We start from the raw sequence: 14,566 nt of genomic DNA, 5'->3' as shown, positions 1-14,566 counted from the left end.
TCTTGCCGTGGTCAACGTGCCCGATCGTCCCGATGTTGCAGTGCGGCTTGTTACGCTCGAATTTCGCCTTGGCCATTGCTCAGGTCCTCAAGATCGGATCGTGTTACCAGCGGTAGTGGCTGAAGGCCTTGTTGGCCTCTGCCATCCGGTGCGTGTCTTCGCGCTTCTTGACGGCCGAACCGCGGTTGTTCGCGGCGTCCATCAGCTCAGCGGACAGGCGGTCTTCCATCGTGTGCTCGCCGCGCTTGCGGGCGGCGTCGATGAGCCAGCGGATTGCCAGGGCCTGGCGGCGCTCGGGGCGCACCTCGACGGGCACCTGGTAGGTCGCGCCACCGACGCGGCGGCTGCGAACCTCGACGGCCGGCTTCACATTGTCCATGGCTTCATGGAACACGCGCAGCGGATCGCTGTTCGGACCACCACGACGCTTCAGCGTATCCATGGCGGCATAGACGATGCCCTCTGCGGTGCTCTTCTTCCCGTCATACATCAGCACGTTCATGAAACGGCTGAGCACGACATCCCCGAACTTCGGGTCGGGGAGGACTTCACGCTTCTCGGCGCTATGGCGGCGCGACATGTCTCAGCTCCTCACTTCGGCCGCTTGGCGCCGTACAGCGAGCGCCGCTTGCGCCGCTTCGGCAGGCCCTGCGTATCGAGCACACCGCGCAGGATGTGATAGCGCACGCCGGGAAGGTCCTTCACGCGGCCGCCGCGGATCAGCACCACGGAGTGTTCCTGCAGGTTGTGGCCTTCGCCGGGGATGTAGCTCACGACTTCGTAGCCGTTCGTCAGGCGCACCTTCGCGACCTTGCGGAGCGCCGAGTTCGGCTTCTTTGGCGTGGTCGTGTAGACGCGCGTGCAGACGCCGCGCTTCTGCGGGCTGCCCTGCAGCGCCGGAACCTTGTTCCGCTTCGCGAGAGGCTCACGCCCGTTGGCAATGAGCTGGTTGATCGTCGGCATGACGCCCCTTCGTGCCCGTCCGGTATCCCCCAGCCTTGCAAAGAGCATTCGCCCGCCTGGAACGCGCAAATGCGCGCCCCTGCGGGCTCCTGTCCAGCCACCGGCCTCAGCTCCCGAAGGGGCGGCGCCGGCAACACAAAGCTGTTGGACCAAAATAAAAGCCTGACCGGGCCGTAGCGTGATGCGCCAGCCCCTGCCAGGGAGCGGCGATATATCTGTCGGCCCGGGGTGAGTCAAGCGAAGCCCGCCCAAAAACACCCACCCCGAAAAGCGACGGGGCCGGTCCCTTCCGGAACCGGCCCCGCATCAGCTGGGCTTGGCGCCCTGCCCTGCCTATTCGGCCGCCCGCGACGGGCCCGGGAGGGGGGCAGGCGCCGTGGGGATGCGCCCCCGGTCCCGCTGCGCCGCCACGGCCCGCAGGCGGTTCATCACGCTGCCCGTGCCCGCCGGGATCAGGCGGCCCACGATCACGTTTTCCTTCAGACCGGCCAGGTTATCGACCTTGCCCGCCGTGGCGGCCTCGGTCAGCACCCGAGTCGTCTCCTGGAAAGAGGCGGCCGAGATGAAGGAGGTGGTCTGCAGCGACGCCTTGGTGATGCCCTGCAGCACCGGCTCGGCGCGCGCGGGGCGTTCCTTCAGGGCGAGTCGCTTCTCGTTCTCCATCTCGAACTCGATTCGCTCGACTGTCTCGCCCACCAGATAGGTCGTGTCGCCGGCGTCGAGGATCTCGACCTTCTGCAGCATCTGGCGAACGATCACCTCGATGTGCTTGTCGTTGATCTTCACGCCCTGCAGGCGATAGACGTCCTGGATCTCGTTCACGAGGTAGTTGGCCAGCGCCTCCACCCCGAGCACGCGCAGGATGTCATGCGGCACGCGCGGGCCGTCGACGAGCGGGTCGCCGGCCTTCACATAGTCGCCTTCCTGCACCGAGACGTGCTTGCCCTTCGGCACCAGGTATTCACGCGGCGTGGGCGGATCGTCGCCGATCTGCTCCGGCACCACGAGGATGCGGCGCTTTGCCTTGTAGTCCTTGCCGAACTCCACGCGCCCGTCGACATCCGCGATGATCGCGGCGTCCTTCGGGCGGCGGGCCTCGAACAGCTCCGCGACTCGGGGCAGACCGCCGGTGATGTCGCGCGTCTTCGACGATTCGCGCGGCATGCGCGCGATCACGTCGCCCGCATTCACCTCCTTGCCGTTCTCCACCGAGAGCAGCGAGCCCGGCGGCAGGAAGGTGATGGCCTCACTGCCGTTCTCGCGCTTCACGACGTTGCCGTTCGCGTCCTTCATGATCAGGCGCGGCCGGAGGTCCGCGCCACGGCCGACCTGCTTGTACTCGACCACTTCCTTGAAGCTCAGGCCCGTCACCTCGTCGGTGCGGTCCATCAGCGTCACGTTCTCGATCAGGTCGGCGTATTCTACCTTGCCCTGACGCTCGGTGATGATCGGCAGGGTGAAGGGGTCCCACTCGGCCAGCTTGGTGCCGCGGGTGACGCTCTGGCCTTCCTCGGTCAGCAGCTTGGCACCATAGGGCACGCGCATGCGGCCACGCTCGCGGCCATTCACGTCATAGAGCACCGCCTCGCAGTTGCGGCTCATGACGATGGCGGCGTTCTGGCTGTTGATGACGACGGAGCGGTTGAGGAACTTCACCGTGCCATCCGCGATCGCCTCCACCGCCGACTGCTCGGCGCCACGCTGCGCCGCACCGCCGATGTGGAAGGTGCGCATGGTGAGCTGCGTGCCCGGCTCGCCGATCGACTGCGCGGCGATGACGCCCACGGCCTCGCCGACATTCACCGGGGTGCCGCGCGCGAGGTCGCGGCCATAGCACTGGCCGCAGACGCCGACTCGCGCATCGCAGGTGAGCACGGAGCGGATCTTCACCGCCTCCACGCCCGCCTTCTCGATCGCCTCGGCCTCGGGCTCCTCGATCAGCATGTTGCGCTTGACGATGACCGCGCCCGTCGCCGGGTCGATCACGTCTTCCTGCGTGGTGCGGCCCAGGATGCGCTCCGAGAGGCTCGAGACCACCTCGCCGCCATCCATCACGGCGCGCACGGTGATGCCGCGCTCGGTGCCGCAATCATCCTCGACGATGATGCAATCCTGCGCCACGTCGACCAGACGCCGCGTCAGGTAGCCGGAGTTCGCGGTCTTCAGCGCCGTATCCGCCAGGCCCTTGCGGGCGCCGTGGGTGGAGTTGAAGTACTCGAGAACCGTCAGGCCTTCCTTGAAGCAGTTGATGATCGGCTGCTCGATGATCTCGCCCGAGGGCTTGGCCATCAGGCCGCGCATGCCGGCGAGCTGGCGCATCTGCGCGGGCGAACCGCGCGCGCCGGAGTGCGACATCATCCACACCGAGTTGATCGGCTTGCCGAGCTCGGCCTTGCTGATCTCCTTCATCATGGCCTGCGCCACTTCCTCGGTGCAGCGCGACCAGGCGTCGACGACCTTGTTGTAGCGCTCGCCCGCGGTGATCAGGCCGTCGAGGTATTGCTGCTCGAACTCCTTCACCTGCTCCTTGGTCGTGCCGATCAGGTCGTACTTGTTGTCCGGCATGACCATGTCGTCCTTGCCGAACGAGATGCCCGCCTTCGCCGCGTTGCGGAAGCCGAGCCCCATCAGCCGGTCGGCGAAGATCACGCTCTCCTTCTGGCCGCAGTGGCGATACACCGCGTCGATCACGTCGGAGATGTTCTTCTTCGTCAGCATCCGGTTGACGAGGCTGAAGGGCGTGCGCGGATCCCTGGGCAGCAGCGCGCCCATCATCATCCGGCCCGGCGTCGTCAGCACCGTCTCCATGCGCTTCGGATTCGCCTCGGTCGGCGCGGGAACGCGCGCGAAGACGGCCGAATGCAGGCGGATCGTGCCGTTGGAGAGCGCCTGCTCCACCTCACCCAGCCCGCCATAGACCTGCGGGCGGAAGTTCAGCGCCTCACGCTCTTCGGCCGAGAGCGAATCGGCCGCCTTGCCGGCCGCACCCGCGACCAGCGCCTTCACGCGCTCGATATGCTTGGCCGCCTCGCGGAATTCCGGCGTCTCGAGCGCGAGGTAGTAGAGGCCGAGCACGATGTCCTGGCTCGGCACGATGATCGGCTTGCCGTTGGCGGGGCTGAGGATGTTGTTGGTGGACATCATCAGCACGCGCGCTTCGAGCTGCGCTTCCAGCGAGAGCGGCACATGCACCGCCATCTGGTCGCCGTCGAAATCCGCGTTGAAGGCGGTGCAGACAAGCGGGTGCAGCTGGATCGCCTTGCCCTCGACCAGCACCGGCTCGAAGGCCTGGATGCCCAGGCGGTGCAGCGTCGGCGCGCGGTTCAGCAGCACCGGGTGCTCGCGGATCACCTCCTCGAGGATGTCCCAGACCTCCGGGCGCTCCTTCTCCACCATCCGCTTCGCGGCCTTGATGGTGGTGGCGTGGCCGTACTTCTCGAGCTTCGAGTAGATGAAGGGCTTGAACAGCTCCAGCGCCATCTTCTTCGGCAGGCCGCACTGGTGCAGCTTCATCTCCGGCCCGACGACGATCACCGAACGGCCGGAATAGTCGACGCGCTTGCCGAGCAGGTTCTGGCGGAAGCGGCCCTGCTTGCCCTTCAGCATGTCGGAGAGCGACTTCAGCGGGCGCTTGTTGGCCCCGGTGATGGCGCGGCCGCGACGGCCATTGTCGAACAGCGCGTCAACGGCTTCCTGCAGCATGCGCTTCTCGTTGCGCACGATGATGTCCGGCGCGCGCAGTTCGATGAGCCGCTTCAGGCGGTTGTTGCGGTTGATGACACGACGATAGAGGTCGTTCAGATCCGAGGTCGCGAAGCGCCCGCCGTCGAGCGGCACCAGCGGGCGCAGCTCGGGCGGGATCACCGGCACGACGTCCAGGATCATCCACTCAGGGCGCGCGCCACCCTCGGCGAAGCTCTCCAGCATCTTGAGACGCTTCACGAGCTTCTTGCGCTTGGCCTCGGAGGTCGTCTCCTTCAGGTCGGCGCGCAGCTGCGCGGCTTCCCGGTTGAGATCGATCGCGGCGAGCATCTGCTTCACCGCCTCGGCGCCGATGCCGACGCTGAAGGCGTCCTCGCCGAACTCATCCTGCTTGTTCTGGAACTGGTCCTCGGTCAGCAGCTGGTGCAGCTTGAGGTCGGTCAGGCCAGGCTCGAGCACCACATAGCTCTCGAAGTACAGGACCTTCTCCAGCTCCTTCAGCGACATGTCGACCATCAGGCCGACGCGCGAGGGCAGCGACTTCATGAACCAGATATGCGCGACCGGCGAGGCGAGCTCGATATGGCCCATGCGCTCGCGCCGCACCTTGGCGAGCGTGACCTCGACGCCGCACTTCTCGCAGATGATGCCGCGGAACTTCATGCGCTTATACTTGCCGCACAGGCACTCGTAGTCCTTGATCGGACCGAAGATGCGCGCGCAGAAAAGCCCGTCGCGCTCCGGCTTGAAGGTGCGGTAGTTGATCGTCTCCGGCTTCTTGATCTCGCCATAGGACCAGGAGCGGATCTGCTCCGGCGAGGCGATCGAGATGCGGATCTGGTCGAAGGTCATCGCCTGGCCGGTCTGGCCGAGGATCTTCATCAGCTCGTTCATGCGCTCACTCCATGAGGAGCGCCGGCGCCATCACGCGCGCCGGCGGCGAGAAAGGGAATCGGGAAGCCGCCGCCCATCAGGACGGTCGGTTCTCGAGATCGACGTTGAGGCCGAGCGACTTCAGCTCCTTCACCAGCACGTTGAAGGATTCCGGCACGCCTGCCTCGAAGCTGTCCTGGTCGCGCACGATCGCCTCGTACACCTTGGTGCGGCCCGACACGTCGTCAGACTTCACCGTCAGCATTTCCTGCAGCGTGTAGGCGGCGCCATAGGCCTCGAGCGCCCAGACCTCCATCTCGCCGAAGCGCTGACCGCCGAACTGCGCCTTGCCACCCAGCGGCTGCTGCGTGACGAGCGAGTAGGGGCCGATGGAGCGGGCGTGGATCTTGTCATCCACCAGGTGGTGCAGCTTCAGCATGTAGATGTAGCCGACCGTGACCTTGCGCTCGAACCGCTCGCCCGAACGGCCGTCATGCAGCCAGACCTGGCCCGAACGGTCGAGGCCGGCCTTGTCGAGCATCCCCTCGATGTCGGCCATGCGCGCGCCGTCGAAGACCGGCGTCGCGATCGGCACGCCCTTCTTCAGGTTCTCGCACAGCTCGATCAGCTGGTCGTCGTCCAGCGGCTCGATCTCGGCCTTCATCGTCTCGGCGGGATAGGCCTCCGCCAGCTTCGCGATCAGCTCCTCGCGCATCGCGCCGCCGCGGCGATATTCCTCGACGAGCTCGCCGATCTGCTTGCCCATGTTGGCGCAGGCCCAGCCGAGATGCGTCTCGAGGATCTGCCCCACATTCATGCGCGAGGGCACGCCGAGCGGGTTCAGCACGAGGTCAACCGAGGTGCCGTCCTCCAGGAAGGGCATGTCCTCGATCGGCACGACGCGCGAGACGACGCCCTTGTTGCCATGGCGGCCGGCCATCTTGTCGCCGGGCTGCAGCTTGCGCTTCACGGCCACGAAGACCTTGACCATCTTCATCACGCCGGGCGGCAACTCGTCGCCGCGCTGCAGCTTCTCGACCTTGCTCTCGAAGCGCTTCTGCAGGCGCTCGACGGCGGCGTCGAATTCGCGCTTCAGCGCCTCGATCTCCGCCATCGCCGCATCGTCCTGCACGCCGATCTGGCGCCAGGTGGCCTTGGCGAACTGGTCGAGCACCGAGTCGTCGATATGCGTGCCCGCCTTCACACCCTTGAAGCCGCCGCTCGCCTTGCGGTCGAGCAGCTTCTCGCGCAGGCGCGAATGGAAGGAACGCTCCTGGATCGCCTTCTCGTCGTCGCGGTCCTTGGCCAGGCGCTCGATCTCGGCGCGATCGATCGCCATGGCGCGCTCATCCTTGTCCACGCCGCGGCGGGAGAAGACGCGCACATCGACGATGGTGCCGGCCACGCCCGGCGGCAGGCGCAGCGAGGTGTCGCGCACGTCGGAGGCCTTCTCGCCGAAGATGGCGCGCAGCAGCTTCTCCTCCGGCGTCATCGGGCTCTCGCCCTTCGGCGTCACCTTGCCGACCAGGATGTCGCCCGGCTGCACCTCGGCGCCGATATAGACGATGCCCGCTTCGTCGAGGTTGCGCAGCGCTTCCTCGCCGACATTCGGGATGTCGCGGGTGATTTCTTCCTGGCCCAGCTTGGTGTCGCGGGCCATGACCTCGAACTCCTCGATGTGGATCGAGGTGAAGACGTCATCGCGCGCGATGCGCTCGGAGATCAGGATCGAATCTTCGAAGTTGTAGCCGTTCCAGGGCATGAAGGCGACGAGCGCGTTGCGGCCCAGCGCCAGCTCGCCCAGCTCCGTGCTCGGCCCGTCGGCGATGATGTCGCCGGCCGCAACCCGGTCGCCCACCTTCACCAGCGGGCGCTGGTTGATGCAGGTGCTCTGGTTGCTGCGCTGGAACTTGCGCAGGCGGTAGATGTCGACGCCACGCGTCGTGTTGTCCTCGCCGGTGGCGCGCACCACGATGCGCGCGCCGTCGATGCTGTCGATCACGCCTTCGCGGCGCGCCACGATCGTCGCCCCCGAATCGCGCGCCACGGCCGCTTCCATGCCTGTGCCCACCAGCGGCGCGTCCGACTTGATCAGCGGCACCGCCTGGCGCTGCATGTTCGAGCCCATCAGCGCGCGGTTGGCGTCATCGTTCTCGAGGAACGGGATGAGCGCCGCGGCGACCGAGACGAGCTGCTTCGGCGAGACGTCGATCGCCGTCACTTCCTCGGGCTTCACGAGGCGGAAATCGCCGCCGTCGCGCACCGAGACGAGTTCGCTGGTGAAGCGGCCCTCGCCATCCACGGAGGCATCGGCCTGCGCCACCACCAGGCGCTCCTCTTCCATTGCGGAGAGGTAGCGCGGCTTGGCGTCCACGATCTGGCCCTCACGCACCAGGCGATAGGGCGTCTCGATGAAGCCGTACTTGTTCACCTTGGCGAAGGTAGCGAGCGAGTTGATCAGGCCGATGTTGGGGCCTTCCGGCGTCTCGATCGGGCAGATGCGGCCGTAATGCGTCGGGTGCACGTCGCGCACCTCGAAGCCGGCGCGCTCGCGCGTCAGACCGCCCGGGCCAAGCGCCGAGAGGCGGCGCTTGTGCGTCACCTCGGAGAGCGGGTTGGTCTGGTCCATGAACTGGCTGAGCTGCGAGGAGCCGAAGAATTCGCGCACCGCGGCGGCGGCCGGCTTCGCATTGATCAGATCGTGCGGCATGACCGTGTCGATGTCGACGGAGCCCATGCGCTCCTTGATCGCGCGCTCCATGCGCAGCAGGCCGACGCGATACTGGTTCTCCATCAGCTCGCCCACCGAGCGCACGCGGCGATTGCCGAGATTGTCGATGTCGTCGATGGAGCCGTTGCCGTCCTTGAGCTGCAGCAGCACGCGCAGCGTCTCGACCACGTCCTGCTTGCGCAGCGTGCGGACCGTGTCGGGCACTTCCTCGGCGGAGAAGCCCAGGCGCATGTTCATCTTCACGCGGCCGACGGCGGAGAGGTCATAGCGGTCGGCGTCGAAGAACAGGCCGCGGAACAGCGTCTCGGCCGTCTCGGCGGTCGGCGGCTCGCCCGGGCGCATCACCCGGTAGATGTCCATCAGCGCTTCGTCGCGGTTGGAGTTCTTGTCCACCGCGAGCGTGTTGCGCATCCAGGGACCGGTGGACTGGTCGATCGCGAGCGTCGGCAGGCGGTCGATGCCCGCTTCCTCGATCAGGTTCAGCTTGGCCTCGGTCAGCTCCTCGCCGGCCTCGGCCCAGATCTCGCCGGTCTCGAGGTTCACCATGTCCTCGGCGGCGAAGCGGCCGATCATCTCGGCACGGCTGACCAGCACCTCGGTCGTCCCGCCCTCGGCGATCTTGCGCGCCTGGCGCGGCGTGACCTTGGCGTCCTTCTCGGCCACCACGGCGCCGGTCTTGGCGTCGATCAGCGCCTCGGGCAGCTTGGCGCTGCGGAAGGTCTCCGGGTCGAAGGGGCGCGACCAGCCCTTGGGGCCGCGCGTGAACACCACCTGGCCATAGAAGGCGTTGAGGATCTCCTCCCCGTCCATGCCGCGGATCTCGTTGATCTCGAGCGGCGGCAGGCCGGCGGCGGCGCGTTCGGCGCGCTGCGCCTCGGTCCAGGCGCTGTCGAGCGCATAGAGCAGCGTGGTCGCCGGCAGCTTGCGCTTGCGGTCGATGCGGACGTAGCAGATGTCCTTGGCGTCGAATTCGAAATCGAGCCAGGAGCCGCGATAGGGGATGACGCGCGCGGCGAAGAGATACTTGCCGCTGCTGTGCGTCTTGCCCTTGTCGTGGTCGAAGAACACGCCCGGGCTGCGATGCATCTGCGAGACGATGACGCGCTCGGTGCCGTTGATGATGAAGGTGCCGTTCTCCGTCATCAGGGGCATGTCGCCCATGTAGACGTCCTGCTCCTTGATGTCGCGGACGGAGCGGCTGCCCGTATCCTCATCCACGTCCCAGACGATCAGGCGCAGGCGCACCTTGAGCGGGGCGGCGAAGGTCAGGCCGCGCTGGATGCATTCCTCGACGTCGTATTTCGGCTCTTCCAGCTCGTACTGGACGAATTCCAGCCGGCCGCGGCCGCCGAAATCGTCGATCGGGAAGACCGACTTGAAGACCTCCTGCAGACCCGCATGGGTCCGCGAATCCGGATCGACGCCCATCTGCAGGAAGCCCTCATAGGAGGCGCGCTGCACATCGATGAGGTTGGGCATCTGCTGCACTTCGGGCAGGCGCCCGAAAGACCGCCGGATGCGCTTGCGACCCGTGAAGGACTTCGTGATAGCGTTCATGCCTGTCCCGCTTCCCATTTCCGCTGTGGCCCACCCGCCTGGTCGGGAAGGCCATCGCCGCGCGGCACGTCCTCCCGGACCGACAGGCCCGGACTGCGCCACGCAGCACTCTCAATCACCCGGCGCCCACCTCAGTTCCTGGCAGCGCCGCCGCAACTTCAACGCTCAAAACGCAGGCGCGGGCGGGATTCCGACTTCGGATTCCCGCCCGTTCCCTCCGATATAGTGCCCCCCGGTCACCGACCGAAGGGGTTTCGCGCCGCGGCCGAGCCGGATCGCCCAGCCTGCGGCGCAAGGGCTCAGGTGATGTCCACCTGGGCGCCGTTCTCCTCGAGGACCTTCTTGATCTTCTGGGCCTCGTCCTTGCTCACGCCTTCCTTCACGGTCTTCGGCGCGCCCTCAACGAGGTCCTTGGCCTCCTTCAGGCCGAGACCCGTGATGGTACGGATCTCCTTGATCACGTTGATCTTCTTGTCGCCACCCGCCTTCAGGATGACGGTGAACTCGGTCTTCTCCTCGACCGGGGCGGCGGCGGCGGCGGCCGGCGCAGCGGCGGCAACCGCCACCGGCGCGGCGGCGGAGACGCCCCACTTCTCTTCGAGCATCTTGGAGAGCTCAGCGGCCTCCAGAACCGTCAGGGCCGAAAGCTCTTCGACCAGTCGCGCGAGGTCTGCCATGTTCGTATGTCCTTCGATCTAATGGCTTGGCTTGATGTTTGCAACACCCGAGCGGAACACCCGCCCGGGCGCATCGGTGTCGGCTGGGAAAACGGCCCCTCAGGCCGCTTCCTGGCTTTCGTCCTTCTTGGCGTAGGCGGAGAACACCCGGGCGAGCTGCGAGCCCGGCGCCTGCAGCACGCCCGCGATCCGAGTCGCAGGGGTCTGCAGCAGGCCGAGCAGCTGCGCGCGCAGCGTCTCCAGCGAGGGCAGCTCGGCCAGCGCCTTGACGCCATTGGCGTCCAGCGTCTGGGTGCCGAGCGCTCCGCCAAGGACCACGAACTTGTCGTTGGTCTTGGCGAATTCCACGGCGGTCTTCGCCACGGCCACCGGGTCGCGCGACCACGCAAGCGCGGTCGGACCCTTCAGCAGCGGCGTGATGCCCTGGAAACTCGTACCATCGAGGGCGATGGCCGCCAGCCGGTTCTTCGCCACCTTGTAGGTCGCGCCGGCTTCCCGCATGCGGTTCCGCAGCCGCGTCGCATCCGCAACCGTCAGGCCCTTGTTCTGGCTGACGAGCACGAACGACGTTTCCGCGAAAACCGTCTGCAGCGCCTTCACGAAGGCGGCTTTTTCCGTACGGTCCACGTCCGTCTCCATGTTGGCCGATCGGATTCACGGCGTCGGGTGCGGGCGGCCACAGGCCGTTGCGCCCCACGTCGATCCGATCGATCTGGTCAGCGACCTTTTGGAAGGGCCACGACCGGTTCAAGCAAGGGCCAGGGCTGTCGCCCAGACCCCATTGGCCTGCTGGAACGGGACCGGCAAAGCCAAGCCAGGCGGGACGAACCCGCATGACCTGAAATTCCTGGCACCCCGTCTATCCCTGCGCCGCCCGAGGGCCGCTTCAAGGCGCGCCGGCCGAGGCCGACATCGCCACAGGAGGTCTCCGACAGGTTCGGACAGGGGCCGAGGCCCCTGCCCTGCCCGGCACTTCCGTGCCGAATCTTGTTCGGGCCGAACTCAGCCCTGGGCGCTGAGCGAGCCGATATCGACCTTCACGCCCGGGCCCATGGAGGAGCTGAGCGACACCTTCTTCACATAGGTGCCCTTGGCGCCGGTCGGGCGGGCCTTCTGGATCGCGTCGATGAAGGCGCGGGCATTGGCCGCGAGGCTGTCGGCCTCGAAGCTCGCCTTGCCGATGCCGGCATGGATGATGCCGGCCTTCTCGGCGCGGAACTCCACCTGGCCGGCCTTGGCGGCCGTCACGGCGCCCTTCACGTCCATGGTCACGGTGCCGAGCTTCGGGTTCGGCATCAGGCCGCGCGGGCCGAGCACCTTACCGAGGCGGCCCACCAGGGCCATCATGTCCGGGGTCGCGATGCAGCGATCGAACTCGATCTTGCCTTCCTGCACCAGCGCCGCGAGGTCATCCGCGCCGACCACATCGGCGCCGGCGGCCTTGGCTTCCTCGGCCTTCGGGCCGCGGGCGAAGACGCCCACGCGCACGGTCTTGCCGGTGCCGTTCGGCAGGCCGACCACGCCGCGCACCATCTGGTCCGCATGGCGCGGGTCGATGCCGAGGTTCATCGAGATCTCGATCGTCTCGTCGAACTTCGCCTTGGCGTTCGCCTTCACCAAGCTGATCGCCTCATCCAGCCCGTACACCTTCTCGGCGTCGAGGCCCGCATTGATCGCCTTCAGGCGCTTGCCCTGCTTCGCCATGGCGTCAGCCCTCCACCACGGTCATGCCCATCGAACGGGCTGAGCCCGCGAGCATGCGCACCGCGCTTTCGATATCGGTGCAGTTCATGTCCTTCATCTTCACCGCCGCGATCTCGCGCAGCTGCGTCTTGGTGACGCGGCCGACATTCGGGCCCTTCCCCGGGGTCAGGCTGCCCTTCTCGATCTTCGCGGCCTTCATCAGGAAGTAGGTGTTCGGCGGCGTCTTGGTGATGAAGGAGAAGGTGCGGTCCGAATACGCGGTGATGACCACCGGCGTCGGGGTGCCCGGCTCCATCTGCTGCGTCGCCGCGTTGAATTCCTTGACGAACTGCATGATGTTCAGGCCGCGCTGACCCAGCGCGGGGCCTACCGGCGGCGAGGGGTTCGCCTTGCCTGCAGGGATCTGCAGCTTGATGTAGCCGACAATCTTCTTCGCCACTTTTCAGTCCTCTGTCCGTTTCAGAGGCCCGCGGTGCCAACGACCCGTCCCCGGGTCTCCCGCGTTCCTGCAACGCCAAACAGCCCGGGGAAGCCGGGCCGTCAGCGGAGGCGGGCGTGTAAGCCCTTGCCCCCGCCCTGTCAATCCATGGGTGCCTAGAGCTTCTCGACCTGCCCGTATTCGAGCTCGACCGGGGTGGAGCGGCCGAAGATGGAGACGCTGACCTTCACGCGGCCCTTCTCCTCGTCCACTTCCTCGACCACGCCGTTGAAGCTGGTGAAGGGGCCATCCGCCACGCGCACCTGCTCGCCCACCTCGAAGATGATGGCGGGGCGCTTCGGCTTGTCGGCGCCGTCCTGGACCTGCTTGAGCATCCGCTGCGCCTCGGCCTCGCGGATCGGCGTCGGGCGGTTCTTCTCGCCGAGGAAGCCGGTGACCTTGGGGGTGTTCTTCACCAGGTGCCAGGCGTCGTCGGTCATTTCCATCTTCACCAGCACATAGCCGGGGAAGAACTTCCGCTCCTGGTTGGTCTTCTGGCCGCGCTTGACCTCCACGACCTCCTCGGCCGGGACCAGGATTTCCTCGAAGGCGTCGGCGAGGCCCTTCTGCGCCGCCTGCTCACGCAGCTGCTGCGAGATCTTCTTCTCGAAGCCCGAATAGACGTGAACGACGTACCACTTCTTGTCGGCCATCACGCACCCACCCCGAACAGCATGCGCATCGCGAAGGCGATGGCCTGGTCCACCACCAGGAAGAAAAGCGCCGCCAGCGCCGACAGCGCCAGGACGAGACCGGTCGTCACCAGCGTCTCCTTGCGGGACGGCCAGGTGACTCGCGCCACCTCTTGCCGCACCTCACGGACGAACTGCGCGGGATCGAGCTTGGCCAAGAGGGGCCCCTTCATGGTCAACAGGACGAATTGTCTCCGGTTTCGGGGCCGCCCCCCGGCCCGAAGGGCCTGGGGGGCAGTCGCGGAACTCGCGCGGCGCGTGGCAGGGGCGGAGGGTCTCGAACTCTCAACCTCCGGTTTTGGAGACCGGCGCTCTAGCCAATTGAGCTACGCCCCTACGGCGCCGCGCGAGGAGGGCGATCTATAACAGCCAGCGCGGCCTGTCGAGATGCGATGGCGCCCTCAATGCCCTCCGCGCGTCGGTTTTTGCATCGCGGCCGGGCTCAGGCCCGCGGAACGAGCTTCACCACCACTGTCGCCGCCATCTTGTCGTGCCAGGTCTGGCGCCGCGAATCCCACAGCATCCACAGATAGCCCAGGCAGAGCGGGATGGCGGAGAGGATGTAGCCGACATAGCGGGTCAGCAGCTTGCCCACCGGCACCGGCCCGCCCGTGCGGGCATCCACGATGCGCAGGCCGAGCGCGAGCTTGCCCGGCGTGGCCTGGCGTTCCGCCCAGAAGGAGACGACGACCAGCGCCACCACCAGGCTCGCCATCATCTCCCCGCCGAGGGACATGGTTCCCCCCTGCACCGCGTCGCCGATCACGCCCAGCACCAGCGACAGCGGGATCATCCAGAGCAGATCGAGCAGATGCGCGGCCAGCCGCCGGCCGAATCCCGCCAATTCGGTGGTCTGTTGCGACATCCGCATGGCCCCTTGCTGCCTGCGATCTTGCTAAGCAGGCCGCGCTGCCCTGTCCAGCGCCCCGCAATGCGAAAGGGGCGGGACGCCTGCGCGCCCCGCCCCTTTCAATTGTCCACCGCATGCAGCGGCATTTCTCGCCCCCCCTGCGGCCGCCTTGCGCGGCCGAGGCCGCGAACGCGGCCCGCCACCTATGTGGCGAGCCAAGCGCGCGGAGCGCGCGCCCGGCGCTTGAGGGCCAGAAAGCCTACTTGACGATGCTGGCGACGACGCCGGCGCCGACGGTGCGGCCGCCCTCGCGGATCGCGAAGCGCAGGCCCTCATCCA

The 14,566-nt window shown here is 67.0% G+C and carries 12 protein-coding genes and 1 tRNA gene; all 13 read right to left on the bottom strand.

What is annotated here, in order from left to right; translation table 11 throughout:
• Positions 1–103: 103 nt before the first annotated feature.
• Positions 104–580, bottom strand: a complete 477-nt coding sequence (rpsG, locus tag AC2D9U_RS24180; protein WP_484754202.1) for a 30S ribosomal protein S7 — start codon at positions 578–580, stop codon at positions 104–106.
• An 11-nt stretch (positions 581–591) separates the two neighbouring features.
• Positions 592–963 carry a 30S ribosomal protein S12 gene (gene rpsL, locus AC2D9U_RS24175; RefSeq protein WP_484754197.1) on the bottom strand — a complete coding sequence of 124 codons (372 nt, stop codon included), beginning with the start codon at positions 961–963 and terminating at the stop codon, positions 592–594.
• A 333-nt stretch (positions 964–1,296) separates the two neighbouring features.
• On the bottom strand, positions 1,297–5,559 hold the full coding sequence (gene rpoC, locus AC2D9U_RS24170; protein WP_484754193.1) for a DNA-directed RNA polymerase subunit beta': 4,263 nt from the start codon (positions 5,557–5,559) through the stop codon (positions 1,297–1,299).
• Between the two features lie 76 nt (positions 5,560–5,635).
• Positions 5,636–9,826 (bottom strand): DNA-directed RNA polymerase subunit beta, encoded by a 4,191-nt coding sequence (gene rpoB / locus AC2D9U_RS24165; protein ID WP_484754190.1) that lies wholly within the window; start codon positions 9,824–9,826, stop codon positions 5,636–5,638.
• Positions 9,827–10,125: 299 nt separating this feature from the next.
• Positions 10,126–10,503 (bottom strand): 50S ribosomal protein L7/L12, encoded by a 378-nt coding sequence (rplL, locus tag AC2D9U_RS24160; protein ID WP_484754187.1) that lies wholly within the window; start codon positions 10,501–10,503, stop codon positions 10,126–10,128.
• 99 nt (positions 10,504–10,602) lie between these two features.
• The gene (gene rplJ, locus AC2D9U_RS24155; protein ID WP_484754184.1) at positions 10,603–11,142 is read right to left on the bottom strand and encodes a 50S ribosomal protein L10; all 540 of its coding nucleotides are present in this window, start codon (positions 11,140–11,142) and stop codon (positions 10,603–10,605) included.
• A gap of 363 nt (positions 11,143–11,505) precedes the next feature.
• Positions 11,506–12,207, bottom strand: coding sequence for a 50S ribosomal protein L1 (gene rplA / locus AC2D9U_RS24150; RefSeq protein WP_484754180.1), 702 nt, complete (start codon positions 12,205–12,207; stop codon positions 11,506–11,508).
• A 4-nt stretch (positions 12,208–12,211) separates the two neighbouring features.
• Positions 12,212–12,646 (bottom strand): 50S ribosomal protein L11, encoded by a 435-nt coding sequence (gene rplK, locus AC2D9U_RS24145; protein ID WP_484754175.1) that lies wholly within the window; start codon positions 12,644–12,646, stop codon positions 12,212–12,214.
• A 155-nt stretch (positions 12,647–12,801) separates the two neighbouring features.
• On the bottom strand, positions 12,802–13,338 hold the full coding sequence (nusG, locus tag AC2D9U_RS24140) for a transcription termination/antitermination protein NusG (protein ID WP_484754171.1): 537 nt from the start codon (positions 13,336–13,338) through the stop codon (positions 12,802–12,804).
• Positions 13,338–13,535 (bottom strand): preprotein translocase subunit SecE, encoded by a 198-nt coding sequence (gene secE, locus AC2D9U_RS24135; RefSeq protein ID WP_484754169.1) that lies wholly within the window; start codon positions 13,533–13,535, stop codon positions 13,338–13,340. Before secE ends, nusG begins: the two co-directional genes overlap by 1 nt.
• Positions 13,536–13,636: 101 nt before the next feature.
• A tRNA-Trp gene (locus AC2D9U_RS24130) sits at positions 13,637–13,713 on the bottom strand.
• 106 nt (positions 13,714–13,819) lie between these two features.
• On the bottom strand, positions 13,820–14,242 hold the full coding sequence (locus tag AC2D9U_RS24125) for an RDD family protein (protein WP_484754165.1): 423 nt from the start codon (positions 14,240–14,242) through the stop codon (positions 13,820–13,822).
• 244 nt (positions 14,243–14,486) lie between these two features.
• A partial coding sequence (locus AC2D9U_RS24120) for an EF-Tu C-terminal domain-related protein (protein WP_484754206.1) occupies positions 14,487–14,566 on the bottom strand: 80 nt, incomplete at its 5' end.

The sequence above is a fragment of the Roseomonas sp. TF40 genome, from assembly GCF_057219975.1.
Note: the sequence above shows the minus strand (reverse complement) of the source record. Positions and strands in the feature narration are given on the sequence as shown.